The organism is Chryseobacterium sp. sg2396, assembly GCF_042610505.1.
In the GTDB taxonomy this organism is placed as follows: Bacteria; Bacteroidota; Bacteroidia; order Flavobacteriales; family Weeksellaceae; genus Chryseobacterium.
In genome coordinates, this window is record NZ_JBHGAQ010000012.1 from 1 (window position 1) to 25,813 (window position 25,813).

20 protein-coding genes are annotated in these 25,813 nt (G+C 40.9%); 6 read left to right on the forward strand and 14 right to left on the reverse strand.

Annotation, left to right across the window (positions count from 1 at the left end; translation table 11 throughout):
- Positions 1 to 127 precede the first annotated feature (127 nt).
- The 8 genes from ACED20_RS13160 to ACED20_RS13195 form a co-directional block, all read right to left on the reverse strand.
- Positions 128 to 2,497 (reverse strand): choice-of-anchor L domain-containing protein, encoded by a 2,370-nt coding sequence (locus tag ACED20_RS13160; protein ID WP_294234082.1) that lies wholly within the window; start codon positions 2,495 to 2,497, stop codon positions 128 to 130.
- 118 nt (positions 2,498 to 2,615) lie between these two features.
- A complete protein-coding gene (locus ACED20_RS13165; RefSeq protein WP_294267630.1) occupies positions 2,616 to 6,191 on the reverse strand; it encodes a choice-of-anchor L domain-containing protein in 3,576 nt (1,191 codons plus the stop codon).
- A gap of 190 nt (positions 6,192 to 6,381) precedes the next feature.
- The gene (locus tag ACED20_RS13170; protein ID WP_294290929.1) at positions 6,382 to 8,997 is read right to left on the reverse strand and encodes a choice-of-anchor L domain-containing protein; all 2,616 of its coding nucleotides are present in this window, start codon (positions 8,995 to 8,997) and stop codon (positions 6,382 to 6,384) included.
- A 183-nt stretch (positions 8,998 to 9,180) separates the two neighbouring features.
- Positions 9,181 to 9,711, reverse strand: a complete 531-nt coding sequence (locus ACED20_RS13175; protein ID WP_294203738.1) for a DUF1003 domain-containing protein — start codon at positions 9,709 to 9,711, stop codon at positions 9,181 to 9,183.
- A 12-nt stretch (positions 9,712 to 9,723) separates the two neighbouring features.
- A complete protein-coding gene (locus tag ACED20_RS13180) occupies positions 9,724 to 10,494 on the reverse strand; it encodes a TIGR02757 family protein (protein WP_378105069.1) in 771 nt (256 codons plus the stop codon).
- A 6-nt stretch (positions 10,495 to 10,500) separates the two neighbouring features.
- Positions 10,501 to 11,415 carry a ribonuclease Z gene (locus ACED20_RS13185; RefSeq protein ID WP_294219764.1) on the reverse strand — a complete coding sequence of 305 codons (915 nt, stop codon included), beginning with the start codon at positions 11,413 to 11,415 and terminating at the stop codon, positions 10,501 to 10,503.
- Between the two features lie 103 nt (positions 11,416 to 11,518).
- Positions 11,519 to 12,094 carry an RdgB/HAM1 family non-canonical purine NTP pyrophosphatase gene (gene rdgB / locus ACED20_RS13190; RefSeq protein ID WP_294238318.1) on the reverse strand — a complete coding sequence of 192 codons (576 nt, stop codon included), beginning with the start codon at positions 12,092 to 12,094 and terminating at the stop codon, positions 11,519 to 11,521.
- Positions 12,095 to 12,209: 115 nt separating this feature from the next.
- Positions 12,210 to 13,037: a CPBP family intramembrane glutamic endopeptidase gene (locus ACED20_RS13195; RefSeq protein ID WP_378105074.1), complete on the reverse strand. Its 828-nt coding sequence runs from the start codon at positions 13,035 to 13,037 to the stop codon at positions 12,210 to 12,212.
- Positions 13,038 to 13,194: 157 nt separating this feature from the next.
- Between ACED20_RS13195 and ACED20_RS13200 the strand changes: the two genes are divergently transcribed.
- Together ACED20_RS13200 and ACED20_RS13205 are read left to right on the forward strand one after the other, a co-directional pair.
- Positions 13,195 to 14,376 carry an MFS transporter gene (locus ACED20_RS13200; protein ID WP_294238324.1) on the forward strand — a complete coding sequence of 394 codons (1,182 nt, stop codon included), beginning with the start codon at positions 13,195 to 13,197 and terminating at the stop codon, positions 14,374 to 14,376.
- A gap of 316 nt (positions 14,377 to 14,692) precedes the next feature.
- The gene (locus ACED20_RS13205; RefSeq protein WP_378105077.1) at positions 14,693 to 16,288 is read left to right on the forward strand and encodes a peptide chain release factor 3; all 1,596 of its coding nucleotides are present in this window, start codon (positions 14,693 to 14,695) and stop codon (positions 16,286 to 16,288) included.
- 47 nt (positions 16,289 to 16,335) lie between these two features.
- On the opposite strand, the gene ACED20_RS13210 is transcribed toward ACED20_RS13205, so the two are convergent.
- The 3 genes from ACED20_RS13210 to ACED20_RS13220 are packed head-to-tail and all read right to left on the reverse strand — an operon-like array spanning position 16,336 to position 17,415.
- Entirely contained in the window at positions 16,336 to 16,860 is a 525-nt protein-coding gene (locus ACED20_RS13210; RefSeq protein ID WP_378105079.1) for a GLPGLI family protein, read from the reverse strand.
- Positions 16,857 to 17,102, reverse strand: a complete 246-nt coding sequence (locus tag ACED20_RS13215; RefSeq protein ID WP_378105082.1) for a hypothetical protein — start codon at positions 17,100 to 17,102, stop codon at positions 16,857 to 16,859. Before ACED20_RS13215 ends, ACED20_RS13210 begins: the two co-directional genes overlap by 4 nt.
- A gap of 58 nt (positions 17,103 to 17,160) precedes the next feature.
- Positions 17,161 to 17,415, reverse strand: a complete 255-nt coding sequence (locus ACED20_RS13220) for a hypothetical protein (RefSeq protein ID WP_294234862.1) — start codon at positions 17,413 to 17,415, stop codon at positions 17,161 to 17,163.
- Between the two features lie 143 nt (positions 17,416 to 17,558).
- On the opposite strand from ACED20_RS13220, the gene ACED20_RS13225 reads away from it, so the two are divergent.
- Together ACED20_RS13225 and ACED20_RS13230 are read left to right on the forward strand one after the other, a co-directional pair.
- Entirely contained in the window at positions 17,559 to 17,690 is a 132-nt protein-coding gene (locus ACED20_RS13225; RefSeq protein ID WP_363315497.1) for a helix-turn-helix transcriptional regulator, read from the forward strand.
- A 606-nt stretch (positions 17,691 to 18,296) separates the two neighbouring features.
- Positions 18,297 to 19,229: a DUF4349 domain-containing protein gene (locus tag ACED20_RS13230; protein ID WP_294267626.1), complete on the forward strand. Its 933-nt coding sequence runs from the start codon at positions 18,297 to 18,299 to the stop codon at positions 19,227 to 19,229.
- 287 nt (positions 19,230 to 19,516) lie between these two features.
- Here the strand turns inward: ACED20_RS13230 and ACED20_RS13235 are convergent, their stop codons facing one another.
- The gene (locus ACED20_RS13235) at positions 19,517 to 20,656 is read right to left on the reverse strand and encodes an acyl-CoA dehydrogenase (RefSeq protein ID WP_294203726.1); all 1,140 of its coding nucleotides are present in this window, start codon (positions 20,654 to 20,656) and stop codon (positions 19,517 to 19,519) included.
- Between the two features lie 242 nt (positions 20,657 to 20,898).
- Here ACED20_RS13235 and ACED20_RS13240 point away from each other — a divergent pair, with 242 nt between their 5' ends.
- A complete protein-coding gene (locus ACED20_RS13240; RefSeq protein ID WP_294330689.1) occupies positions 20,899 to 22,677 on the forward strand; it encodes a long-chain fatty acid--CoA ligase in 1,779 nt (592 codons plus the stop codon).
- Between the two features lie 229 nt (positions 22,678 to 22,906).
- On the opposite strand, the gene ACED20_RS13245 is transcribed toward ACED20_RS13240, so the two are convergent.
- Both ACED20_RS13245 and ACED20_RS13250 read right to left on the reverse strand, forming a co-directional pair.
- A complete protein-coding gene (locus ACED20_RS13245; protein ID WP_294203723.1) occupies positions 22,907 to 23,683 on the reverse strand; it encodes a zinc ribbon domain-containing protein in 777 nt (258 codons plus the stop codon).
- A gap of 3 nt (positions 23,684 to 23,686) precedes the next feature.
- Positions 23,687 to 24,784, reverse strand: coding sequence for a Nif3-like dinuclear metal center hexameric protein (locus ACED20_RS13250; protein ID WP_378105088.1), 1,098 nt, complete (start codon positions 24,782 to 24,784; stop codon positions 23,687 to 23,689).
- Positions 24,785 to 24,972: 188 nt separating this feature from the next.
- Between ACED20_RS13250 and ACED20_RS13255 the strand changes: the two genes are divergently transcribed.
- A complete protein-coding gene (locus tag ACED20_RS13255) occupies positions 24,973 to 25,803 on the forward strand; it encodes an ion transporter (RefSeq protein WP_294203720.1) in 831 nt (276 codons plus the stop codon).
- Positions 25,804 to 25,813: the final 10 nt, after the last annotated feature.

Sequence of the window (25,813 nt, forward strand, 5' to 3'; positions counted from 1 at the left end):
TAAAATAGACTTTTTTTTAAATATAATTGGTATTAATCCGGAAAGTTGTTCCGTTTTTGGCGGTTACGAAAAAGGCTGCCCATTGTGGACAGCCCTTTAATATTTGCATTATCGATTGATTGATTATTTATTCCCTGTTTTTCAGTAGAATCCAGCCGGAATGGTTCATATTGGCTTTTGATTTCGGATACTGGAAATTGAATTTATACCAGTATGTCGCTGTCGGCAATCTTTTTCCTCCAAGCGTTCCGTCCCAGACAGGATTTTGCTTTGAGAACCTGAACAGTTCAGAACCATATCGGTCATAAACAGATCCCGTAAAGTTATTGAATGAGCCGAGTGCTGTAAGATCCAGCGTATCGTTAACACCATCCTGATTCGGTGTGATGATATTGGAAATATTAAAAGTAAAGAACTCCAATGCTCCTACACAATGCGTTCCCACTGTTCTCACCTGAATATTGTAATTCGCATTGTTGATAAGTCCTGGGAATACATTGGAAGCCTGCCATGTAATACCGCCATCTACAGAATATTCCGCCGTCTGAGGGATATTATTGATCATTGGAACTTCTGCAGAAATCGTCAGCGTATTATTGCTGTACTCAAGATTCGTTACATAAGGAGATGCTGCCGCCATTACCTTTGCCGTGAAAGTTCTTTCACAGAATCCGTTTTTGATTTTTACGGAATAAATTCCCCACTGGTCTACATCGATGGTTCTGGTAACGGCACCGGTACTCCAAAGATAAGTATAGTTAGGTCCCGCTCCGGCATCAAGCGTTACCCGGTCTCCCGCACATATTTCCACATCACGTAAAGAAGAAACGATCTCAGGCACCACCTCAACGGTAATTTTAGCAGGCAATAAAGACTTACAGCCTTTCGCTCCTATCGCATATACCTGGAAAGTAGTGGTATTATAAACGGTTGCCGATTGTGTGTTTCCTGTTCCTGAGAAATTTGCCCACTCATACGTCACTCCTCCGCTTGCGGTAAAGTTTACCGTTGTTCCCGGGCACACTTTGATATCTGAAGCCACAAGAGTAGCCGTAGGTCTTGCTTCTTTTGATAATGTTAATTTTACAGTCTTGCTGCAGAAGCCTCCGTTAGAAACCACGACATACAAAATCTGGCCATCGGTACCGTTATAATGAAGAATATCAGTAATATAATTATTGTTCTGGGCAATGGCATCTGCCTGGTTCACATAAAAATGGAATACTGCTCCGGGAGTTGTACTGATCGAAGGCATGGCATCCGTTAGATCGAACCATGTAATGTCCGGCGTGGAACACAGCTGTAAAGTAGCATCCGCTGCTGCCGGTGTGGTTCCTCCATTAATTTTAATACTGGCTTTTCCCGGACAAGGACTTCCCGGAAACGTTACCTGAATTTCGTAGTTCCCAGGTTGTGTCGCCGTGATCGTAGGGGATGTTGCTCCCGGTATTGCTACACCGTTGAAGAACCATTGGTAATTCATATTGGGATCACTTACAGAAGCCGTAATCACCTGCGGGGTATTGTCACAGACGTTAATTTCTTCAGGCAGTGTGGCCCCAGAAGGATCATGTAATTCCACCCCGATATTAAAAGATCCTCCATCTAAAAATACTGCAGAATCATAACTGCTGTCAATAGCATCCGCTAAAACCATTTTGAAATGATAAGACTGTCCCGGAACTACCGTTGCCGTTGCCTGCAACGGGATTGTTCTTCCGTTGAAATTCGTCTCGATATTGGTCGTATTATAACCTCCAAAAAAAGCAACATTTGGTGCACCACATCCCATATTTGTTCCCGAAAAACTGTTCTGTGGGTGAATATTGGTTACACTTACCGGTCCGGTTCCAGGAGCAGGCAATATAGCCATGTTGACATACGGTCCGCCAGCTACGGGTTTTAACAATAAAGCAAATGCATCTGAGAAACTGCAAGGGAAAGATCCTGTATATTCTTCAGATGCAAAAAGATAATTGAATTTTACCTGGCTTGAAGTCGGAACAAAGTCAAACTCTAAAACAACCGCATCATTGAGTGTTACGGAAGGGCTTGTAGCCGCTACAAGATCAGGATCGCTGCCTGTAGGCAGGTCATCTCCTAAAGTTGTACTTATATAAGCGTTACCCGCTTTTTGAGCATATCCGGTGGATAAGACAATGCCATCTTTAAAAGGAAAACTGGTAGTCCCTCTGTTAAAATATCCCCATGATCTGTTGGCGTCGGCTGCAGTAAGGTTCGGACTTACCTGAACATTAGATACATTGGGTGTAACGCATGAATTTGTACCTGAAGAAATCAGGACATCCTTTACCAGCTGCAGGGGTGTATATGCTGATGCAGGATAAGTAGGGGCATTTACATCAATAAACGCACCCGCCTTCATCGTTAAAGCAGAAGCCTTTTCCTGCTGAGGCTTTCTGTTTAAAGTTTTTTGTGAATACAGTAGACCTGATGAGGAAGCTAAAAAGGAAAACAACAGGAGATATCTCTTCATAATATTTTTGTTTCAACAAATTTAATTTTTTTCTGTTAAAATCGCATATATAAATAGCTTTTTTATGCATAACAATAAAAAAACCTCTCAAAGTGAGAGGTTCTAATTTAAATATCTTTTAATTTCTGTTTTTCAGCAAAATCCATCCGCTACGAAGCTCAAGTTTTTTACTTGCCGGATTTTCCCATTGTACCCGGTACCAGTACGTGGCTGTCGGAAGAACAAGGCTTCCTCTGAGCATTCCGTTCCATACCGTATTGTTTTTACCTGCTTTGAATACTTCCTGCCCGTATCTGTCGAAGATAGATGCTGCGAAATTATTGTAGGTGCTTATTCCGGTAAAGTCAACCGTATCATTTCTACCGTCGGAATTCGGAGTTATGGCATTGGTTACTACAAAAGTGAAAAAGGCAAGAGAAGTGTAACATTTAGCATCTTTTACCCTTACAAGCAAAGTATAGTTTGTATTGTCCAGCACATTGTAAAAAACATTGGAAGCCTGCCAGTTGACTCCTCCGTTGATGGAATATTCTAACGTCCCATTGGTAGGATTCGTTGCAGTCAGGGTAAGTATATTTTTTTCATACGTCACATTCGTAAACTGCGGCAGCGCAGGGTTGATCAGCTGAGCCGAGAATACTTTGGAACAGGTTCCGTTGCTGATTGTTACCGAATATATTCCCGGGGTATTTGCAGAAATAGTCTGTGTGGTTGCCCCCGTATTCCAAATATAGGTATAATTCGGCCCCGATCCGGCATCCAGAATGGCATTGTCTCCTGCACAGGCATACACATCCTGCAGTGTAGAAACGATAGCCGGCACTACTTGTATGGTAATGGAAGTTGGTGTAGCCACTTTACAGCCATTTCCTCCCAATGCATATACAGAATATGTTGTTGTAGCGGTAGGGGAAACAATCTGGGTACTTCCGTTTCCAGGTAATCCCACCCACTCGTAAGTTACACCACCGGTTGCGGTTAAGGTAACGGATTCCCCGGCACATATTTTAGACTTTGAAGCGGCAAGTACAGCTACCGGAGGACCCACAGTTATCGTAATCGTCGCCTGATTTGTAGAAATACAGCCATTGGCTCCTACTGCAAATACCGTATAAGTCGTGGTGCCGGACGGGGAAACCACCTGCGTATTTCCATTTCCTGGAAGACCTCCACCCCAGTTATAAGTAACCCCTCCCGAAGCGGTTAGGGTAACCGATTCTCCCGGGCAGATCTGTGTCGCTGTGGAAGTTAATGCCGCCACCGGAGCTGTTGTATTCTGGGTTACCGTTACACTGGCCGTATAGCTGCAGTTTAGGTTACCCGGCTGATTAACATTGGTTACCGTTAAAGTATATACGCCTCCAGCATTTACAACAGGAGCCAGAGTATTTCCTCCGGAAACAATATTTCCTCCGCCGGCTGCCGTCCATGCAATCGTGGAACCTGAAGGAATTACAGAAGAGGAGGCATTCAGCGTAATCTGAGGCGTTGTACAGGTAATCTGCTGCGTCGGGTTGATGGTTAATGTCGTCTGTGGCGTTGTCTGAAGCTGTAGCGTAACCACGTATTTACATCCGCCGTTTACTACCAGAACATACATGGTCTGACCTCCTGCACTGTTAAATGATGCAGGATTGGCAATCGTATTGCCATTAGCTGCATTGGCATCGGCTGCATTCAGGTAGTAAGAGAATGTAACGCCTGAAGCCGTTGTGATCTGAGGCTGGGCCTCGGTTAAATTATAATTAATTCCGCCCTGCTGATAGCATTTCAGCAAAGTGGCATTGTTTACAGTGATCGGCTGTGTAACCTGTATGGTAATCGTTGCCGGTGTCTGGGACACACAACCGTTCGCGCCTACTGCATTTACGGTATACGTTGTTGTTGTAGTCGGAGATACGGTTTGGGTGGCACCGTTTCCGGTAAGCCCCGTCCAGTTGTATGTAGCACCTCCCGAAGCGGTTAAGGTTACAGACTGGCCGGCACAGATCAGGGTGCTGGAAGCCGTAAGCCCCGTCGTAGGAGGCGCACTGTCTCCCGTAACCGTTACACTCGCGGTATTGGTACAGGTTAAATTCCCGGGTTGATAGGTATTGGAAATAGTTAAGGTATAGGTACCTGCAGCATTCACCACCGGATTTAAAGTATTTGCTCCCGAAATGATATTTCCGTTGGTCGTTGTCCAGTTGAAGGTAGCCCCGGAAGGATACGTTGAACCGGAAGCATTAAGGGTCACCTGTGGATTTGAACACGTCAGAACCCCCGGTGTCGCAATGGAAGCAGTTATCTGAGCGGCTTTTACCAGTTGCAGTTCGGCAACTTTTGAGCAGAAACCGTTTTTAACCAAAACATATACGGTCTGCCCGGCACTTGGAAAAGCGGTAGGTGTAGTAATTGTATTTCCGTTTCCTGCCAATGCATCGGACTGATTTATATAGTACGAGAAAGTAGCCCCGGGTGTTGTACTGATCGAATTTTGAGCCGAGGTCAAATTAAATACTGCATTCCCCTGTGTATAACAGGCAGTAAGCGTAGCATTCTGTACAGTGGGTGATGTTCCCCCGACTATGGTAACAGAAGCCGTTCCCGGACATGTATTTCCCGGTAAAAATACCTGAACACTATATGTACCGGGTTGTGTAGCTGTGTAAGAAGGCTGATTGGCGCCGGGAATAGGATTCGATCCCAGATACCACTGGTAGGTGGCACCGCCCCCCTGAACCGAAGCCGTAAAGGTCTGCGGAGCATTATCACATACATTGATCGATGAAGGAAGTGCTACCCCTGCCGGATTCAGCAGCTGAACGCCTATATCAAAAGATCCGGCCTCCAGAAAAACTGCAGAATCAAAGTTGGAATCCTGGTAATCTGCCAATACCATTTTAAAGTGATAGGTCTGTCCTGGAATTACGGTAGCCGTTGCCGTTAAAGGTACCGTTCGCCCGTTGAAATTGGTTTCTACCTGAGGGATATTGTATCCTCCGAAATAGGCGACATTAGCTGCCCCGCAGGATAATGGTGCTCCGCTCTGATATTGTGTGGCCGGGTGGATATTTGTTACGCTTACCGGTCCTGCTCCTCCCGGAAGAACCGCAAGGTTAGTATAAGGATCTCCTACTTTTTTCAGTAACAGCGCAAAGCCGTCACTGATGGTGCAGGGAAAGTTGGTCTGATATTCTTTAGAAGCAAACAGGTATCTGAAAGTAACTTTTGTAGATGCCGGAACGAAATCAAATTCAATATAAGTGGCATCATTCAGCTGGCTGTTTGGAACCCCTAATGCTGCTGCCAGATCTGCATCTCCTCCCGTTCCGAGAGGATCACTCAGTGTTCCCTGTAAGTCATTTCCAGCTTTTCTCGCATATCCTGTTGTAAGCACGATTCCTTTGGCAAAAGGAAAGTTGGTCGTCGCTTTATTAAAATATCCCCAGCTTCTGTTCTGGTTGGTCACTGCTAAATTCGGAGAAACGGCAACATTCGTAACGTTTGCTGCAGAACAGGTAGACCCACCGCTGATCAGTACATCTTTTACCAACTGGGTAATACTGAATCCGGATTCAGGATATGCGGCGGTATTTACATCTATAAAAGCGCCGGCCTTCATATTTTCCGCAGTTTTTTTAATGGCTACTCCTTTTGCATCCCTGTTCTGGGCAGAAAGAAAGCCTGCTGCAAAAACTAAAAACAAAGCCAAAAATAAATTTTTTGTCCTCCTATCTAACATTTTAAATTATTTTAAACAAAAATACTATTTTTTTTAATTGAATTTCAATCCCTGGCAAATTGCGTTGCCGTAAATACAATTAATTTAATTTTAAAAAGATTAATTTTCATTCTTTTTAAAACGGAAAAAAGGCCAACAAATTGTCGGCCTTTCTTAAATCTTATTCAAAATTCTTCAGTAAAATCCATCCTGTTTTTACGACAGGTTTTTTACTGGCGGGATCTTCAAAACTTACCTGGTACCAGTATGAAGCGGTATTAAGGCGTTTGCCCTGGAAATAGCCGTCCCAGTATGGCTGCAGTTTACTTTCCCTGTATACTTCTTTTCCATAACGGTCGAAGATGGAAGCTTTGAAATCCTTATTTTCATTTACGCCCCGGAAATCGATAATATCGTTGATATTATCTCCGTTCGGTGTGATCACATTCTGTATAACAAAGGTAAAGTATTCAAGGAAACCTACACAACTTGTATTTTTTACTCTGACCCTAATGGAAATCACCTTATTTCGGGGAACATTGGTGAAAGTATTTGAGCTTTGCCATGTCAGTCCATTATCTATGGAATATTCAAGTGTTCCGTTGCTTGGATTGCTTGCTGTAAGGATCATGGTTCCGTTCTCGTTATAGTTTACATTAATTATTTCAGGAATAACAGCCTGAATTACCTGTACCGTAAACACTTTTGAACATACTCCATTATTGATGGTCACGGCATATGCACCCGGCGTTCCGACTGAAATGGTCTGGGTAGTTGCACCCGTATTCCAAAGGTATGTGTAATTGGGACCTGCTCCGGCATCGAGTGTAATTTTATCGCCCTGGCAGATATAACCGCCTTTCACGTTAGAAACAATAGCAGGTACCACTTCTATTGTAATCGTTGCGGGGGTAGCAGACTGGCAACCGTTTGCAGCAATTCCGTTTACCGTATAGGTTGTCGTTGTATTCGGTGTGACGGTCTTTACATTTCCGTTTCCTGAAAGACCAGACCATACATAAGTAAGCGCGCCTGTAGCAGTAAGTACCACCGATTCGCCCTGACAGATTTTATATCTCGGCGCAGTTAAAGCCACGACAGGCTTTACAAGATCCTCAGCTACGGTTACTGAAGTAGTGGCCGTACAGGTTGCGCCGGGCTGATATACTTTTGTAATTGTTAAGGTATAAGTTCCGCCTTTATTAACGACCGGACTTGATGTGGTAGCCCCTGAAACGATATTACCGCCTCCTGAAGCCACCCAATTAAAGGTTGCTCCTGACGGATATACCGATGCTCCGGCATTCAGCGTAATCTGTGGGACAGCACAGGTAATCTTTTGTGGAGTCGCGATGGAAGCCGTCATTTGCGGCGCTTTTACCAACTGAAGCTGAGCCACTTTTGAACAGAATCCTTTTGCTACATTTACATAAATAGTCTGCCCTCCTGCACTTGAAAAATTGGTAGGAGTGGTAATATTAGAATTATTTCCGGCAACGGCATCTGCCTGATTGAGATAATATTTAAAGGTTACGCCTGTCGTTGTCGTTAAATACGGTTCTGCCTGGGTAAGGTTGAAAGTGGCATTTCCCGTAGCATAACAGGCAGTGAGTGTGGCATTCTGAACCACAGGGCTTGTACCACCGACAATGGTAACCGTTGCGGAAGCCGGACAGGTATTCCCGGGAACCTGTACCTGGACCTGATATACCCCCGGTGCGGTGGCAACATACGTTCCGCTGGTGGCTCCGTTAATAGCCACGCCATTGAGGTACCACTGGTAAGTTAGCCCCGTTACATTAGAAACCTGTGCTACCAAAGTCTGAGGGGTATTGTCACACATGTTAAGCGTACTCGGCAATACGGCTCCGGTTCCGTCTACAAGCTGAATTCCTATATCGAAAGATCCTCCTTCTATAAATACGGCAGAATCAAACGCGGTGTCTCTGTAATCGGAAAGCACCATCTTGAAATGATAGGATACTCCCGGTGTTACTGTGGCAGTTGCCGTTAAAGGAATGGTTCTCCCTTCGTAATTCGTTACAATATTAGAAGCAGAATTATATCCTGCAAAATAAGTTTCATTAATGGCAGGGCATACTCCTGAAATGGCCGGATGAATATTGGTCATTGATACAGGCCCTGCCCCTCCCGGCAGAACAGCCACATTTACATACGGTCCTCCTGCAGTAGGCTTGATCAACAATGCAAAAGCATCAGAATATTGACAAGGATATGAGCCCGTATATTCTTCAGAAGCAAAGATGTAATTGAATTTAACCTGCGAGGAATTTGGTACGAAATCAAATTCCAGCATGACATTATCCTTATAATGGTCGTTGGGATTGGGGTTAGGCACTGCTGCCAGAAGATCGGGATCATCCTGGCCCGCCCCTGTTACTGCCGTACTTACACTGGAGGCAACATTTCCGGCCTGTCTTGCATAACCCGTTGTCAAAACAATCCCGTCCGTAAAAGGGAAATTGGTTGTTCCTTTATGGAAATATCCCCAAAACCGGTCATTATCCGTAGCGGGTTGGTTTGGAGTTACCGTTACATTTGATACGTTAGGAACCGAGCAGGTAGATCCACCGTTGATCAGAATATTTTTTACAAGCTGTTCAGGGGTGTAAGTGGATGGGGTATAACCGGCAGCGTTCACATCTATAAAAACACCTGCTTTGTTGTTGGCTGAAGTTACAATATTTTTGGGCGGTTTTCTCTGTCCCAGCAAAGATGCTGAGACCGTTAGAAACATTAAGATAAAATAGTAGCTTTTTAGTCTATAATTTAACATTTTGATATTGTTTGTTCAAAAATAATGATTTTTTCATTAAAATTCCTCTAAAAAAACACCCACTTTTATCGAAAATTTAATTTTCTATAAAAATACATAAAAAGAGATATTATATCTGTTTAAATAGAAAAAGACTGATAAAATTATCAGTCATTCAGTTTATCATTAATATCACAGTTAAGCCTATTCCTTTTTGAGAGCGTCGATCATATTCTGCAGTTCTTCTATTTTGTCCTTTAAAGCCTTTATTTCGTTTTTATTAGAACTTACATTGCTTTTAAGCATGACATTTTTAGCTCTCTCGCTATGATCTTCTTCATCTTCCTCTTCATTAATTTCTTCGATATCTTCCTGGATGTCTTCAATATCTTCGTTAATTTCTTCGATGTCCTCGCTGATCTCTTCGATATCCTCGCTGATTTCCTCAATGTCTTCCTGAATATCTTCAATATCCTCCTGGATATCCTCGATTTTCTCATGGCTTTTATTAACGGACATCTGGATAAAAATAGCAAGATAGATAGCCTCGAGCGAAACTACCGTGGTAAGAATCAGAAGCATTTTATCAAATTCCACCAGATGCAGCAAGGGCAAAAGAAAAGAAATGATAAAAAATAAGGTATGCGCAATCAGCGAAGGAATCGAACCGATCCACCAGGTAATACCGTTTGCAATTTTTTCTAAAACTTCCGTTTTTTCTTCGTACTTTTTCATTGTGTGCTGTTTTTATAGCAATTCTTTAGTAACTCCCAGTCCGAAAAGAGCAAAATCGTATTTTGCAGGGTCCTTATCATCAAATGTCCTGATAACAAGATCAAGTTCTTCCACGGTTTTCCAGTCGTTCTGTGTCCGCGAAATCAGTCCCAGCTTCCGGGAAATATTCCCCGTATGCACATCCAGCGGGATCGAAAGATATTTAGGATCAATATTTTCCCAAATTCCGAAATCCACTCCGCGTTTGTCTTTACGGACCATCCAGCGCAGGAACATAATAATTCTTTTTGTAGATGAATTCTTATAAGGCGAACTCACATGTTTATGGCTCCTGTGTTTTTCAGTTCCCAGAAATTGTGTTCTGAAACGTTCTATGGCATGACCGAAATTCGTTTCCGGATTATGGACGGTGAATAAATCTTCCAGGCTTTCATGTTGGGAATAAATCCTTTTAAACTGATTGATAAAATATATAAAATCCTCTCCGTTAAAAGTTCTGTGGATGCTTTTATCCTGAATCTCTTTCAGATCTTTTTCAGAATGGTTCAGTACAAAATCATACGGTGAGTTTCCCATGACCTCAAGCATCTTATCCGCCGATTTTATGATAGCTTTCCGGTTTCCCCACGAGATCGTAGCAGCCAGAAATCCTGCAATCTCAATGTCCTGCTGTAAAGAAAAACGGTGCGGGATCCGGATAGGATCATTCTCTATAAATTCCGGATGGTTGTACTGATCCGCCTTTTCATCTAAGAAGATTTTCAATTCTTCAAACTTCAACATACAATTTTAAATTTTTACCGGCTCCAGTGCTTTCGGCAGAAAAGTGTTCGGAAAAATCGTTCTCGCTTCATCCGTAAACACCGTCAAATCGCCATATCTATTGGAAAAATGCCCCAAAATAAGTTTACCTACCTCAGCTTTCTGTGCAATAACCGCCGCTTCCCTGGCGGTGGTATGACCGGTGTAATCGGCCATTTCTTTAAGATCATGCAGAAAGGTAGACTCGTGATACAATACCGTGGCATTCTTTATAACCGGAATCACACTTTCCAGATAGCGGGTGTCGCTGCAGAAAGCATAAGATACCGATGGCGCGGGATCAACGGTAAGGATTTCGTTTTTCAGCACGTAACCATCACTTAACACAAAATCCTTTCCTGCTTTGATGTTATGGTAATCACAGGTTTCAATCTCGCTGTACTTGGCAATTTCCTTCATATTGAGGTGGCGGTCTTTAGGTTTTTCCCTGAAAAGATAGCCGTTGCAGTAGATCCTGTGGTCCAGAGGAATGGTATAAACCTCTACCCTGTTGTCTTCATAAATTTTTTCCGAATAGTTTTTATCCAGCTCATGATATACCACTTCAAAACCGCGGTGGGTTTCCGTAATGGTAAAAATGGTTTCGAGCATTTTCTTAATTCCCAGCGGGCCGTAAACATGCAGCGGCGTTTCCCTTCCCAACAGCCTGAAAGATGCAATAAGACCGGGCAGACCAAAACAGTGGTCGCCATGAAGATGGGAGATAAAAATATGGTTGATTTTTGAAAATTTGGCTTTGGCTTTTCTCAGCTGCACCTGCGTACCTTCCCCGCAGTCGATCAGGAAAGACCGTTCCTCCATTTCCAGGAACTGCGCGGTGGGCGAAGAATTAACCGTAGGAATTGCCGAATTGAAGCCTAATATGGTAAGATAAGTACTCAAATCAATAGTTTATTATATACACAAAGGTACGGATTAAGATTAAAGTTAAGGCAAAAGCTGAAAGTCAGATTGAAAGCCGGATACCTATCACCTCAAACTTTATTTAGCCTTTCCCTTTCAGAAACTCAAGAAACAAATCCAGTGCCTGTTTTCGGTGGCTGATTTTATTTTTATCCTGAGGTTCCATTTCAGCAAAGGTCATTTCATAGCCTTCCGGAACAAAAATCGGATCGTAACCGAAGCCTTTGAAACCCTTGTTTTGTTCCAGCAAATTACCGTGAGCCCTTCCGTCGAAGTACTTTGCTCCGTTTTCGTCATAGTAGCAGAGAACGGTGATAAAGTAGGCTTTCCGGTTTTTAATCCCTTCCATTTCACTCAGTACCTTTTCTATATTTTTGGCAAAATCGTGATCGCCTGCATACCTTGCGGAAAAAATCCCGGGCCTTCCGTCCAATAATTCTACGACCAGTCCGCTGTCGTCTCCCAAACTCGGAATTCCTGTTTTTTCAAAGCAGTGTTTGGCTTTAATCAGCGCATTGGCATTGAAGGAGTCCCCGTCTTCTACAATTTCGTCGTGAATATCATAATCCGTCAGGCTTTTGACTATGAAATGATCGCCTAAGATCTGTTGGATCTCCTCTTTTTTATGGATGTTGTGTGTAGCAACCAGTAATTCCATATCCGTTTTCATTTTAATTTATATTGTCTTTAAACACGAAATGCACATATAATTTTCACGGGAACACGAATTTTATCGCTGGTGAAAAATGCAGCAAAATTTAATAATAGCAGATCTACATCTCGGAATAATGAACTTTATACTTTTTCATAAAAAGATAAGAGAACAGGGAAAAGAGAACGATTCCCATTCCCAATATCATCCATTCCGGTATTTTAAAAGCATCCGCGAAACTTTCGTTTTTGGTGTACATCATAAGCAATGTCGAACATAAATTATTAAAACCATGCAGCAACATCGGTAAAAGCAGTGATTTGGTTTTGTAATAAACCAGGCCCAAAATGCACCCCAACAGCACCGCTCCCACAAACTGCCAAGGATTTCCATGAACGAGCCCGAAAATAACAGAAGCGGAGATAATCGCTTTCCAGGGTACCATTCCTTTATTCATTAATCCTTTCTGGATAATTCCTCTAAAAATGATTTCCTCAAAGATCGGCGCACAGATCACGGCTGTAATAATCATGACTACCGGATCATTCGTCAGCTTATCCATCAGCTGGGTAAAGAATTCATAGTATTTCCCGAAGAACGGCCCGGTGGTGGGAATCTGCGAGGTAATGAATTCTGCAATGAACATCATCCCGACCATCATCGGAAAGATAAGGAGATACGTGTAGAAGTTTGTGGGTGAAAAGTTGAAATTAAGTTTTCTACCCGTCGTCCTGCGGACGATAAAAAAATCGAAAAATGCAATAGCAGAAACAAATCCTGCCGCATTAGTAAGCATAAAGAACCAATCCCGGTACTGCAGGTTTTCCTTAAAGGTAAACATCCAGAAGACATTAAAAAAAGAGGTAACCATGGTCCCGGCAAATAATCCCGCCAACAATACAAGTCCTCCGACCCATGTAAAGGTATACTTCGGATATCTGTCTTCCATAGAGCATCGATGATTTTTAAATTCAAACAAAGATAAATCAAATTATGGGAAAAGTGCATTCCGGCAAAGGAATTGCCTGTAAAACCTGATATATTTTATAATGCCTTATCATGGGATCTGTTTTGTATCAAGTAACTTTGCCTTTTAATTTTTTAATATGGATAAAGCAATGAAGCGGCCGGAAAATGTTAATTTGTCCTTGCTTACCTATGTCTGTTTTACTTTTCTGGGATATTTCATCATAGGATTATCACTTTCTGTCCTTCCCATTTTCATCAATAAAAATCTAGGGTTCAGCCTGTTGATTGCCGGATTGGTAATCAGCCTCCAGTATGTTTCTACTTTTTTTCTGAGAGCATATTCGGGCAAGATCATCGACGGAAAAGGTCCGAAGCCTGCCGTTCTGTTCAGCATGCTGGGATTTTCCCTCACCGGAATTTTCCTGATCCTGGCGTATTATTTTAGGTTTTCGCCTTTTTTAAGTCTGGCATTCCTGATCATCACGCGACTGCTTACCGGCTGTGCGGAAGGGCTTATCGGGGCAAGCCCCATCAACTGGGCGATGATGGCTGTCGGGGAAGAACACACGGCAAAAATCATTTCTTACAACGGCGTTGCTTCTTATGGTGCCCTGGCTATCGGGGCTTCTCTGGGGATTACCATCGAAAAGGATTATAGCCTGTACGGGATCGGGATCCTTTCCATCATTATGGGAATCGCAGGATTTTTATATGCACGGACCAAGGAAAACAAAACCAACCCCAACACACAGGAAGCCCAGTCTTTCTGGAAGGTTCTGGGAAAGGTTGCCCCCTTCGGGGTCTGCCTGGCATTGGGCGGCCTCGGTTTTGCCAGCATATCGACTTTCATTACGCTGTATTATAATTATTTTCACTGGAATAACGGCGCTTTGTGCCTTAGTGTATTCGGCGGGCTTTTCGTATTGGGGAGACTCGTTTTCAGCAATGTGATTAAAAACTATGGCGGAATCAGGGTAGCAATGATATGTCTTCTCGTAGAAACCACCGGTCTTCTGATTATTGCTTTCGGAAACAATCCTGAAATCGCTTTGGTTGGAGCCGGCGTTACAGGCCTTGGCTTTTCTTTGATCTTTCCGGCTTTGGGTGTCGTGGCAATAAAAAGTGTCCCGGCTTCCAACCAGGGCTCCGCTTTGGCAGGATACGGACTTTTCATTGATCTTTCACTAGGCGTTGCCGGACCTTTGATCGGAGGAGTGGCGGATGTTTACGGGATGACGTATATTTTCCCGTTCAGTGCCGGGATGGTTTTTATTGGCCTGGGACTGGCGTATTTACTGAAGAGAAAATCAGATTCGTGAGTTAGCTTTAACAGATTTCTTTTAAACACATTAGACACATCAGTTTTTAGACTACAGCGTTGAAAATATTCAGAACACATAAGAAAGAAAAATCAAAGATTTTTTATTTAAATTTTTTAAATCTTGTGAACACCTGTTACGTTTTATAATAAAATGAAGCGGCATAATTCAAAAAACTTCCAGCTTACTGACATTATTACTATTTTGGATTCATACTAATATGCGCATTTAAATCTTTTGCCACTTTTGCGGTTAAAGAAAAATCGATTTTCAGGATTCGACAAAATTCACGATTTTTGCAACTTCAAAATACGATATGTCAGACTTAATCAAAGAAATAGAGAAAAGAAAAACCTTCGGAATTATTTCCCACCCCGATGCCGGGAAGACGACTCTCACGGAGAAGCTGCTGCTTTTCGGGGGTGCGATCCAGGAAGCGGGTGCGGTAAAATCCAACAAGATAAAAAAAGGAGCGACCTCCGACTTTATGGAAATCGAAAGGCAGAGAGGGATCTCCGTAGCGACTTCCGTACTGGCTTTCGAATACAAGGACCATAAAATTAACATTCTGGATACGCCGGGTCACAAGGATTTTGCAGAAGATACCTACAGAACTTTAACCGCTGTAGATTCCGTAATTGTCGTGATCGACGTAGCGAAAGGGGTTGAGGAGCAGACGGAAAAACTGGTTCAGGTATGCCGGATGCGGAATATCCCGATGCTGGTTTTCATCAATAAGCTGGACCGTGAGGGTAAAGATGCCTTCGATCTGCTGGATGAGGTGGAACAGAAACTGGGACTTACGGTTTGTCCGCTTTCTCTGCCAATCGGAATGGGAAGCGATTTCCAGGGAATTTACAACATCTGGGAAAACAACATTCAGTTATTTTTGGAGGAGAAGAAGCAGAAGGTAGGTGAAGCGATTAAGTTTGACGACATCAATGATTCTTCCATCGACGAAGTAATCGGTGAAAAAGCAGCTAAGAATTTACGGGAAGAGCTGGATTTAGTACAATCCGTGTATCCGGAATTCAACCGCGAAGATTATATGAAAGGGGATCTGCAGCCTGTTTTCTTCGGTTCGGCCTTAAATAATTTCGGGGTGCGTGAATTATTGGATGCCTTTATCGATATTGCACCGATGCCACAACCAAAGGAAAGCGATACACGGATAGTAAAACCTGAGGAGAATACCTTCACCGGATTTGTTTTCAAGATCCACGCAAATATGGATCCGAAGCACAGGGACCGTCTGGCTTTCGTAAAGATCGTTTCCGGGACCTTTAAAAGAAATGAAAATTACCTGCTGGTAAGAGAAGGCAAAAAAATGAAGTTTTCTTCGCCGAACGCTTTCTTCGCCGATAAAAAAGAAGTGGTGGACGAAAGTTTCCCAGGAGATATCGTAGGCCTCCACGATACCGGGAGCTTCAGGATCGGTGATACGTTAACCGGTGGTGAAAAACTGAGCTTCAAAGGAATTCCGAGCTTTTCTCCGGAACATTTCAGGTATATTAATAATAATGATCCGCTTAAAGCGAAACAATTGGCCAAAGGAATTGATCAGCTGATGGATGAAGGGGTTGCACAGCTCTTTACACTGGAAATGAACGGCCGTAAGATCATCGGAACGGTAGGCGCGCTTCAGTATGAAGTGATCCAGTACCGTCTGGAGCATGAATACGGAGCAAAATGTACATATGAGCCGCTTTCGATGCACAAAGCCTGCTGGGTGGAAGCGGATGAAAAGTCCGAGGAATTCAAAGAATTTGCAAGGTTAAAACAGCGTTTTTTGGCCAGAGATAAATATAACCAGTTGGTTTTCCTGGCCGATTCTTCATTTACGATCCACATGACGCAGGAAAAATTCCCGAATGTAAAGCTGCATTTCATCAGTGAGTTTAAAAATGCTTAATTAATTTAGAGACCGTTTGCTTTTGAACGGTCTCTAAATTAAATTACTTATTCTAAAGAGTTATTATATTTTCTTTTGTTTTCTTCAACCATTTTCCGGTATTCAGGATTATTAACTTTTCCCTGATACGGATCATTTACATACTCTTTTCTTTTTAATAAATATTGATCTTTTGTAACTGTTATTCCTTTCTTCTGTTCTATCGGCAAACTTTTTTTATTGACAGAGATCAACTCAAAATTTATATAATTATTTATTTCATTAAGTTTTAAAATAAGACCAGGGAGACCTCTAAATTTATAAGGGCCATCGCTGATCGGAATATCATAAGTAAACCATGCTACAAATTTCTTTCCTCCCGCTTCAACAATTGCCTTATAGCATTTATAACCACCAATAGTAGAAATACTATTATTATCTATTTTCCAATTAAGTTTGTCAGGGCTTTCGTATGTATAATAATTTTTTCCTAAATAATTTGATATATAAGTTTTAATTTCATCTTTATATACGTTATGTTTCACCTTAGACCTAGGAAGAGCACCTGGATCTAAAACATTCCCTGTTTTCATGGCATCCTCCAGTTTTTTCCAAAACCATCAACAGCTTCCTTATAATTTTCACTATAATAAATAGATTTCTTTCCGTTAGTAAGCAATACCATCGGCTCATATATTGATGATAATCTGTTTAAAGTATCCTGCACAAGAATGTAATTATATTTTACCTCAATTTCAGAAGAATCTTTTTTAACTTGACTCCTTGCATAATTTATACAAATAAATGAAAGAAAAATTCTTAAAAGCAGTTTCATAAATATTTAAAATATATCATTAAATAGGCTGTCTTTTTAAACAGCCTATTATTTTTTGTTAAGTCATCGGATTTTCATAGCTGGAATGTCCACAATCCTGATTGTTATACATTTCCCATTCATTATAAAGACAATCTATAGAATCAAACTGGTCATCAAAAATTGTCTGATAAGTTGTTCCACATACAGTCTTGATGGTAATTCTATATTGTTTAAAAACAAAATCTTTTTTAATTTGTTCATTAGAATGGGAATTACATAAAGCAATTTCCTTAGCAGAAATAATTCCAGCAATCATAAATGCTGAAAACAATAATAATTTTTTTACTGTATTTATTTTTAATGTTAAACATTACAAATATAGCTATCTATCTAGTAGGTTAATATACAATTAGTTCTACAAATTTTGTGGAACTTTTCGTACATATTTATTACTTTTGACGAAAATTAACAAATATGAGCGTAGGATCTACTATTAGAAAACTAAGAACACGTCAAAATAAATCTCAACAGGAAATTGCTGATTTACTAAATATTGACAGGAAAACTTATGTCAATTGGGAAAATGATCAAAATGATATAAAATAAGAATACATTCCAAAACTCGCCTCTATTTTTAAAGTTGAAATAAAAGATTTGTTTCATGATTCGGATCCCAAAATTGAAATTATTCAAAATAATCACAACGAAGGTAAAGAAACATCTATCTTAAATGGTGCAATCCTTATTATTACTGACAAAAATAGCGTTGAGGACTTGGTGAATGCTATTAAAAATAAACTTGAAAATAATTAAATAATTATTTTTTTAATTTAATCCGCGGAAAAATTTCTGCGGATTTCTTGTTGTTGGAATACGCGAAGACGCAAAGATTTTATCTTTTATAAAATGGTACACCGCTGATTTCAGAAAGAATAAAATGATAAAGATTAGGATGAGCAGCATAAAAATTTGACACCGTCAAATTCTTTGCACCATAAAAAGCCGCCTTTTTATAAAATATAGTGGCTTTGCGTTTTCCAACCATATGATCACCTATATCTTTAAACAAAAAAAATCTTGTAAAACTTTTTGTAAAACATTTACAATTAATTGATTTTTAACCATATAAAATTTTACTATATTCATACATCCCATTTACAATCTTTGCAACCGTTCTGACTCTAATTTTACTTCATCGAAAAAATTAATCTTATGAAAAAATTCATTTTACTCGTTGCGGTATCAGGCACGTTCATTATGTGTAAAAAAGGAGAAGCCACTGCTTCGGATCTGGAAAATACCCTTCAGTCGGCGGACAGCACTGTTTCTGCTACTTCCGAAAAGCTGAATGATATCGGCGATAAGGCCAACGCCGCCTTAGATTCCGCGAATGTGAAGATCAAAGATTTTGAAAATGCCAAAAATGAGGTAAAGGATAAAATCGAAAATACTTCAAAGATGGTGGATTCCCTGTCGGAAAAAATTTCTAATGTAGCCTTGGAATCCAAAACGGAGAAGAAGGATTCCGTAAAAAAAGATCAGAAAATCGTGGTTAATGTTCCGGCGCCGAAAGTAATCCGCGAAACCAAAGTGGTGTATAGAGAGAAGCTTAAAAAAGAAAAAGATGAATTGATTGTGCCCAAAAACAGGCTGGTGAAAACCGGAACACTGGAAATCAACGTAAATGATGCCGAAACCGCCAAGGAAATCGTAAAGGAAGAAGTGGCCAAGTATGACGGATTTATCAGAAGTGAAAATATTTCGGTAAGCAGCGACGATAAGACGATTGCCTATCTGAAAGTAAAAGTTCCGCTTCAGAAGTTTGACTATCTGATGAGCGACCTGAATTACAATCTGGGGGAAGTGAAAGACAAAAGCATTAATGTTACCGGACAGGAAGTCGTGGAAAATACCATGTGCGAACTTGAAATTACCCTGTATGGGAAAGAAGGCAGCTACAACGAAAACAAAAATCCGGAAACTTTTGGCGAAAAATCTTTTGCGGCCGTTTCATCAGGCTGGAATGTGATCACTTCGATCTTCCTGTTCATCCTTCCGCTCTGGCCTTTATTTTTACTCGGAGCCATCGGTTATTATTTTTATAAAAAGAGAGGTAAAAACACAAATCACCATGAACCTCATTAATTTTGAAAGCCTTTTCCTGAAAAGAAGATGGATTTTAATAATATTTTAATCAAAAATCCGTTTTATGAAAAATTCTTATGCTTAATTTTACTTTGTTATCAGACGGATGGAAGTCGAATAATCCAATTAAAATTTAACTTTCGGCAAAAATCAATATCCAATAGATAAAGGCAATCATATTTGATTTTAAAATAAAAGATATATATTATTAATATTTTGTGGTTCGTGTGGATGTAAAAAGGCTCTCAAATCTGAGAGCCTTTTACTATTTCTGTATAATTAAGCAATTACTTTGCAATGCTTCTTGAAATAACGATCTTTTGGATTTCGGAAGTTCCTTCATAGATCTGGGTGATTTTTGCATCCCTCATCATCCTTTCCACATGGTATTCTTTCACATACCCGTATCCTCCGTGGATCTGTACGGCCTCAATTGTTGTATCCATAGCCACCTGAGAAGCGTATAATTTAGCCATAGCCCCGCTTTCGGAAATGTCTTTACCTGCATCTTTTTCTACCGCCGCTTTGTAACACAGCATTCTGGCAGCCGTAATCTGTGTAGCCATATCCGCCAGTTTGAAAGCAATCGCCTGGTGGTTGATGATCTCTGTTCTGAAGGCTTTTCTAGTCTTCGCATATTTCAACGCCAGTTCGTAAGCTCCCGAAGCAATTCCCAAGGCCTGGGATGCGATCCCGATTCTGCCGCCGTTCAAAACAGCCATCGCAAAATTGAATCCGAACCCGTCCTCTCCGATTCTGTTTTCTTTCGGTACTTTTACGTTGTTGAAGATCAAAGAATGCGTATCGCTTCCTCTGATTCCCAGCTTGTCTTCTTTCAGACCGATCTCGAAACCTTCCCATCCTCTTTCCACGATGAAAGCGTTGATTCCTTTATGCTTTTTCTCAGGATCCGTCTGAGCGATCACGATATAGTACGTAGCCGTTCCCCCGTTGGTAATCCAGTTTTTGATTCCGTTTAACAAATAATAATCTCCTTTATCCTCAGCGGTTGTTTTCTGTGAAGTGGCATCAGATCCTGCTTCAGGCTCCGATAAGGCAAATGCCCCGATAACCTGTCCGCTGGCAAGTGGCGTAAGGTATTTTACCTTCTGCTCTTCAGAAGCGAATTTTTCAAGACCGGCACAAACCAATGAATTATTTACGGACATTACCACAGCGGCAGAAGCATCGATCTTGGCGATCTCCTCCATAGCCAAAACGTAGGAAACACTGTCCATTCCGGCACCTCCGTATTTAGGATCCACCATCATTCCCAAAAGACCCATTTCCCCCATTTTCTTTACCTGTTCTGCAGGAAACTTCTGGTCGCGGTCTCTCTCGATTACCCCCGGTAATAGTTCGTTCTGAGCAAAATCCCTTGCTGCCTGCTGAATCATCAGCTGTTCTTCTGATAAATTAAAGTCCATAAAAAAATAATAATTAGATGGTCGCTAATTTACACTTTTTGAGCAAATCTGAAAATAGAATGATAAATTAGAGTATGGCAAATAAAAAGATTCATTTTTAAATATTCATCATATATAAAGGAAGTTTGAATTATTAAATATGTTATGACACACATTTTATTAATTTCTAATTAACACTTAAGATTTTCTCAATTAAAAAAAATTCTTATATTTAAATTTATTAAAATCATACCTCAACGATCATGACAATCAAAAGATTATTCGATATACCACACTATGCCTTAGATAAATATCCGAAGCAGGATATGTTTGTGACGAAGTACCAGGGAGAATGGAAAAAAACATCAACGCAGGAATTTATCAACCAGGCCAACAAAATTTCACGAGGATTGCTGAAACTCGGGATCAAACCCGGAGATAAAATCGCCCTGATCACAACCAATTCCCGTACGGAATGGGCCATTATGGATTTGGGCTTGTCGCAGATCGGTGTGGTTTCAGTTCCCGTATATCCGAATATTTCCCCGGAAGATTATGAGTTTATTTTTAATAATGCGGAAATAAAGTACTGCTTCGTTTCCGATAAGGAACTTTTAAATAAAGTGGTAAAAGTAAAACACAACATCCCTTCTTTACAGGGAGTTTTTACATTCGATAATATTACCGGAGCTGCCAACTGGAAAGAGATTATTGATCTCGGTGAGGATGATTCTACCCAGATTGAAGTGGAAGATCTGTCGAATACCATTAACGCCGAGGATCTGGCGACAATTATTTATACTTCGGGAACTACCGGGAAGCCTAAAGGCGTAATGCTTACCCATCATAACATCGTATCCAATGTGTTGGGTTCCATTCCGAGAATACCCAAGAAAAAAAGCCTGGATTATAAAGACACAAGGGTACTGAGCTTCCTGCCGATCTGCCATATTTTTGAAAGAATGCTGTTCTACCTTTTCCAGTACAACGGTTTTTCAATTTATTTTGCGGAAAGCATCGATAAAATGGGCGAAAATGTGAAAGAAGTAAAGCCTCATTACATGAGTGTGGTTCCCAGACTGGTTGAAAAGGTATATGATAAAATCTATGCAACCGGTTCTTCTGCCGGAGGACTGAAGCAGAAAATATTCTTCTGGGCACTGGGCCTGATCTCCAAAAAGAAAATAGTTTCCAAGCCTTCGGGATTAAAAGAAATAATTGCGGACAAGCTGGTATTTAAAAAGTGGAGGGAAGGCCTTGGCGGTGAGATCATCACGTTGGTTTCAGGATCGGCAGCTTTATCGACAAGACTCAACCTGATGTTCCAGAATGCAGGAATTCCGATTCTTGAGGGTTACGGACTTACCGAAACCTCACCGGTGATTTCGGTGAACAGCTTCGAGAAGATGAAAATAGGAACCGTGGGGCTTCCACTTGATAATCTGGATGTTAAAATTCAGGAGGATGGAGAAATTACGGTAAAAGGACCTTCTATTTTCAAAGGATATTTCAAAAACGAGGAAATGTCTAAGGAAGCGTTTACCGATGAAGGCTACTTCAGAACCGGGGATATCGGCCACATCGACAGCGACGGATTTCTGCAGATTACCGACCGTAAAAAGGAAATGTTCAAAACATCCGGCGGAAAATATATTGCTCCCCAGACGATTGAAAACCAAGCAAAAGCTTCCAAATTTATTGAACAGATCATGGTGGTAGGCGACGGTGAAAAGATGCCGTGTGCCCTGATCCAGCCTGATTTTGAATTTGCCAAAAGCTGGGCTATGAGAAACAATCTCAACATAGGGACTACCCCACAGGAAATTGCCAATAGCGCCGAACTGAAAGACAGGATCAAGAAAGAGATTGACAGCATCAACGAACATCTCGGAAACTGGGAACAGATCAAAAAAATCGAGCTTACCCCGGAAATATGGGCCGTTGATACAGGACTTTTAACGCCTACGCTAAAGCTGAAGAGAAAAGCCATTAAAGAAAAGTTCATCAGTCTTTACAATAAGATGTATGAACATCATGAATAAAGTAAAGCCGCTTCTTTTGAAGCGGCTTTTTTGGGTCGGAAGAAATCTAAATTTTAGGTTGAAAAACATATCCGTATGGAAAGATCTAGATCTGGATTCCAACCGGAATGACAATGAATACGGATAATCATACTGTGAATTAATCCTGCCATTGGGTTTTAATATTCTACAAACAAAAAAGCTGCTTCAGTTGAAACAGCTTTTATATTTTTTTTAAATCGTAATTAAATTAGAATTTAATCACCGCATTCATTCTTTCGTTTTCTTCCATTACCAGTTCGTCATCCACAAGGATTTTACCGGAATGCTCATCGATGATAATTTTCTTTCTCTGAGCGATTTCCATCTGCTTCTGAGGCGGAATAGTGAAGAAAGATCCCTTGGGAGCTCCTCTTTCCAAACCTACTACCGCAAGACCGTTTGGAGAGTTGGTTCTGATCCTGTTGTAAGAAGCGAGTAATCTTTCGTCGATTTTTGCCGCATATTCTTTAGACTGCTCGATCAGATATTCCTCTTCTTTCTGGGTTTCGGCGATAAGGCCTTCAAGCTCTTCTTTTTTGAACTTCAGGTGATTCTTCAGATCGTCGATCTTTGAATTCAATTCATCCAAAGTTTCGTTCTTGTGAGCAATTTTAGCACCGAATTCCTTGATTCTTTTTTCAGCAAGCTGGATCTCAAGTTCCTGATATTCCATCTCCTTGCTCAACGCTTCAAATTCTTTATTGTTTCTTACGCTGTCCTGCTGAGATTTGTATTTTTCAATTAAAGTCTTTGCATGGTTGATCACTTCATGCTTCGTCTTGATCTGATCGTCCTGATCTTTGATGTCTGCATGAAATTTTTCAGCTCTTTTTTCAAGACCTTCGATTTCAATCTCAAGATCCTCTACTTCGATTGGCAATTCTCCTCTGGTATTTCGGATTTCGTCCAATCTTGAATCAATGATCTGCAAATCGTATAAAGCTCTTAATTTCTCTTCAACTGAAATATCGTTGGTTTTTGCCATATTCTAAATGAAATAATTTACCGGGTTTGTTTTCTCAATAGATTTTGAGATTGCAAATGTACTAAATTTTTGTGATAAAATTTCAAATAATTGTTGAGTTACAAATTGTTCTGATTCAAAATGTCCGATATCGCAAATCAGCATTTTAGATTCGGCGAGGAAAAAATCATGGTATTTTACGTCTCCCGTAATATAAGCATCACATTTTTTGGAAATTGCAGAGCGGATTCCGCTGGCCCCGGAGCCGACCAATACACCGACCCTTTTTATTTTCTTGTTATTGAAATCGGAATGGCGGATCATTTCAAGGCCGAATTTTTCCTTGACGAATTTCAGGAAATCTACTTCTTCCATTGGCTCCTCAAAATCGCCGTACATCCCAAGTCCGGAATACTGGTTGGTATTGTCCAGGCTGTAAATCTGGTGCGCCACTTCTTCATAAGGATGGGCAGTTTTCATGGCATTCACGATCTGTCCCTGTTTGTAATCTTCGAAAATAACGGAAACCATATCTTCATCGGTGTTTTCCCGTATATCCTGCTGTCCCGAAAAAGGGTTGGAGCCTTGGATAGGCCTGAATGTCCCGTTCCCATTGATGGTAAAACTGCATTCGTCATAGAAACCGATGTTTCCTGCTCCCGCATTGAAAAGTGCCTCTCGTACTTTGCCCGAATATTCTTTCGGAACGAAAACCGTAAGCTGTTTGAGATTATTTTTTTTAGGCTGTAAAATTTTCAGGTTTGTTAATCCGAGCTGATCACAGATTCCCCGGTTGACACCGAAGAAATCATTGTCGAAAGCGGTATGTACCGCATAAATGGCTATTTTGTTTTCAATGGCTTTGATAACTGCCTTTTCCACATAGTTTTTCCCGGTAAGCGATTTTAATCCCGAAAAAATAATCGGATGAAAGCAGACAATCAGGTTGCAGTTTTTACGGATCGCCTCATCCACCACATTTTCCAGAGCATCGTGACAGACCAGAATCCCGCTTACGTCCCGGTCCCACGATCCGCACAGCAGGCCTACGTTATCAAAATCTTCTGCCTGGCTTATCTTGATCCGTTCCTCAATTTTTGAAATTACCGTTCTCAGTTTCATACGTAAAATTTGTAATCAGGACGAAGATATTAATTTTTATCGATTAATTTCGGTTTTCAAACAACCAAACAGCAGGCAAAAGTCACGTATGGAAAAGCGCAAATAATCCGGAATAAAAAATTAAAGCCTGAATATTCATAAAGTTCAATCTGAAAATGATTACCTTAGTCAGTATAAACAATAATTCAATGGAAAGGGAGCATCAGCTGATTCCGGGAGATCAGCTCTGGAAAAGACACCTGTACAGAATCATTTACAGATCCGACACCAAATTAGGAAAGCTGTTCGATATTATATTGCTTATACTGATTCTCGTCAGTACTTCCATTATCATGATGGAAAGCATTCCAAAGCTGGATAAAAGATTCCATTATACATTTATTATCCTGGAATGGATCATTTCCATCTTTTTTTCCGCAGAATACTTTTCACGGATCGCCGTGGTGAAAAACAAAAGCTGTTATATCTTCAGCTTTTTCGGAATCATCGATTTTTTCGCACTTGTACCGTTTTACCTGAGCTTTCTGTTTCCGGTAACGAAATATTTCCTGATTTTCAGAATGCTCAGAATGCTGAGGGTATTCCGGGTTTTTAACCTGCTGGATTTTATGAACGACGGATCCGTTATTGTACGGGCTTTAAGAAACAGTTCCCGGAAAATATATATCTTTCTCTTATTCCTGATTATATTTTCCGTTATCGTAGGTTCCCTGATGTTTATGGTAGAAGGTGGAAGGCCGGGATTTGAGACGATTCCACAATCGATCTACTGGGCGGTAGTTACGGTAACAACCGTAGGATATGGCGATGTCTCTCCTATCACGCCCATGGGAAAATTCTTTGCTGTGGTTTTAATGTTGGCCGGTTATTCGATTATTGCCGTACCTACGGGAATCGTAACAGCAGAAATGCGTAATAAAAGACAGAATCTTGAAAAAGTATGCGACCGGTGCGGGAATGAAGATATTGATGATGATGCACGGTATTGCAAACAGTGTGGCAAGAAATTAGCTTTGTAACAATTATTAG

What these genes read in the sequence shown, in the direction of transcription:
- ACED20_RS13160 (WP_294234082.1), bottom strand. Translation starts at nt 2,497, where the DNA reads ATGAAGAGATATCTCCTGTTGTTTTCCTTTTTAGCTTCCTCATCAGGT.
- ACED20_RS13170 (WP_294290929.1), bottom strand. Translation starts at nt 8,997, where the DNA reads ATGTTAAATTATAGACTAAAAAGCTACTATTTTATCTTAATGTTTCTA.
- ACED20_RS13175 (WP_294203738.1), bottom strand. Translation starts at nt 9,711, where the DNA reads ATGAAAAAGTACGAAGAAAAAACGGAAGTTTTAGAAAAAATTGCAAAC.
- ACED20_RS13180 (WP_378105069.1), bottom strand. Translation starts at nt 10,494, where the DNA reads ATGTTGAAGTTTGAAGAATTGAAAATCTTCTTAGATGAAAAGGCGGAT.
- rdgB (WP_294238318.1), bottom strand. Translation starts at nt 12,094, where the DNA reads ATGGAATTACTGGTTGCTACACACAACATCCATAAAAAAGAGGAGATC.
- ACED20_RS13195 (WP_378105074.1), bottom strand. Translation starts at nt 13,037, where the DNA reads ATGGAAGACAGATATCCGAAGTATACCTTTACATGGGTCGGAGGACTT.
- ACED20_RS13200 (WP_294238324.1), top strand. Translation starts at nt 13,195, where the DNA reads ATGGATAAAGCAATGAAGCGGCCGGAAAATGTTAATTTGTCCTTGCTT.
- ACED20_RS13205 (WP_378105077.1), top strand. Translation starts at nt 14,693, where the DNA reads ATGTCAGACTTAATCAAAGAAATAGAGAAAAGAAAAACCTTCGGAATT.
- ACED20_RS13210 (WP_378105079.1), bottom strand. Translation starts at nt 16,860, where the DNA reads ATGAAAACAGGGAATGTTTTAGATCCAGGTGCTCTTCCTAGGTCTAAG.
- ACED20_RS13215 (WP_378105082.1), bottom strand. Translation starts at nt 17,102, where the DNA reads ATGAAACTGCTTTTAAGAATTTTTCTTTCATTTATTTGTATAAATTAT.
- ACED20_RS13225 (WP_363315497.1), top strand. Translation starts at nt 17,559, where the DNA reads ATGAGCGTAGGATCTACTATTAGAAAACTAAGAACACGTCAAAATAAA.
- ACED20_RS13230 (WP_294267626.1), top strand. Translation starts at nt 18,297, where the DNA reads ATGAAAAAATTCATTTTACTCGTTGCGGTATCAGGCACGTTCATTATG.
- ACED20_RS13235 (WP_294203726.1), bottom strand. Translation starts at nt 20,656, where the DNA reads ATGGACTTTAATTTATCAGAAGAACAGCTGATGATTCAGCAGGCAGCA.
- ACED20_RS13240 (WP_294330689.1), top strand. Translation starts at nt 20,899, where the DNA reads ATGACAATCAAAAGATTATTCGATATACCACACTATGCCTTAGATAAA.
- ACED20_RS13245 (WP_294203723.1), bottom strand. Translation starts at nt 23,683, where the DNA reads ATGGCAAAAACCAACGATATTTCAGTTGAAGAGAAATTAAGAGCTTTA.
- ACED20_RS13250 (WP_378105088.1), bottom strand. Translation starts at nt 24,784, where the DNA reads ATGAAACTGAGAACGGTAATTTCAAAAATTGAGGAACGGATCAAGATA.
- ACED20_RS13255 (WP_294203720.1), top strand. Translation starts at nt 24,973, where the DNA reads ATGGAAAGGGAGCATCAGCTGATTCCGGGAGATCAGCTCTGGAAAAGA.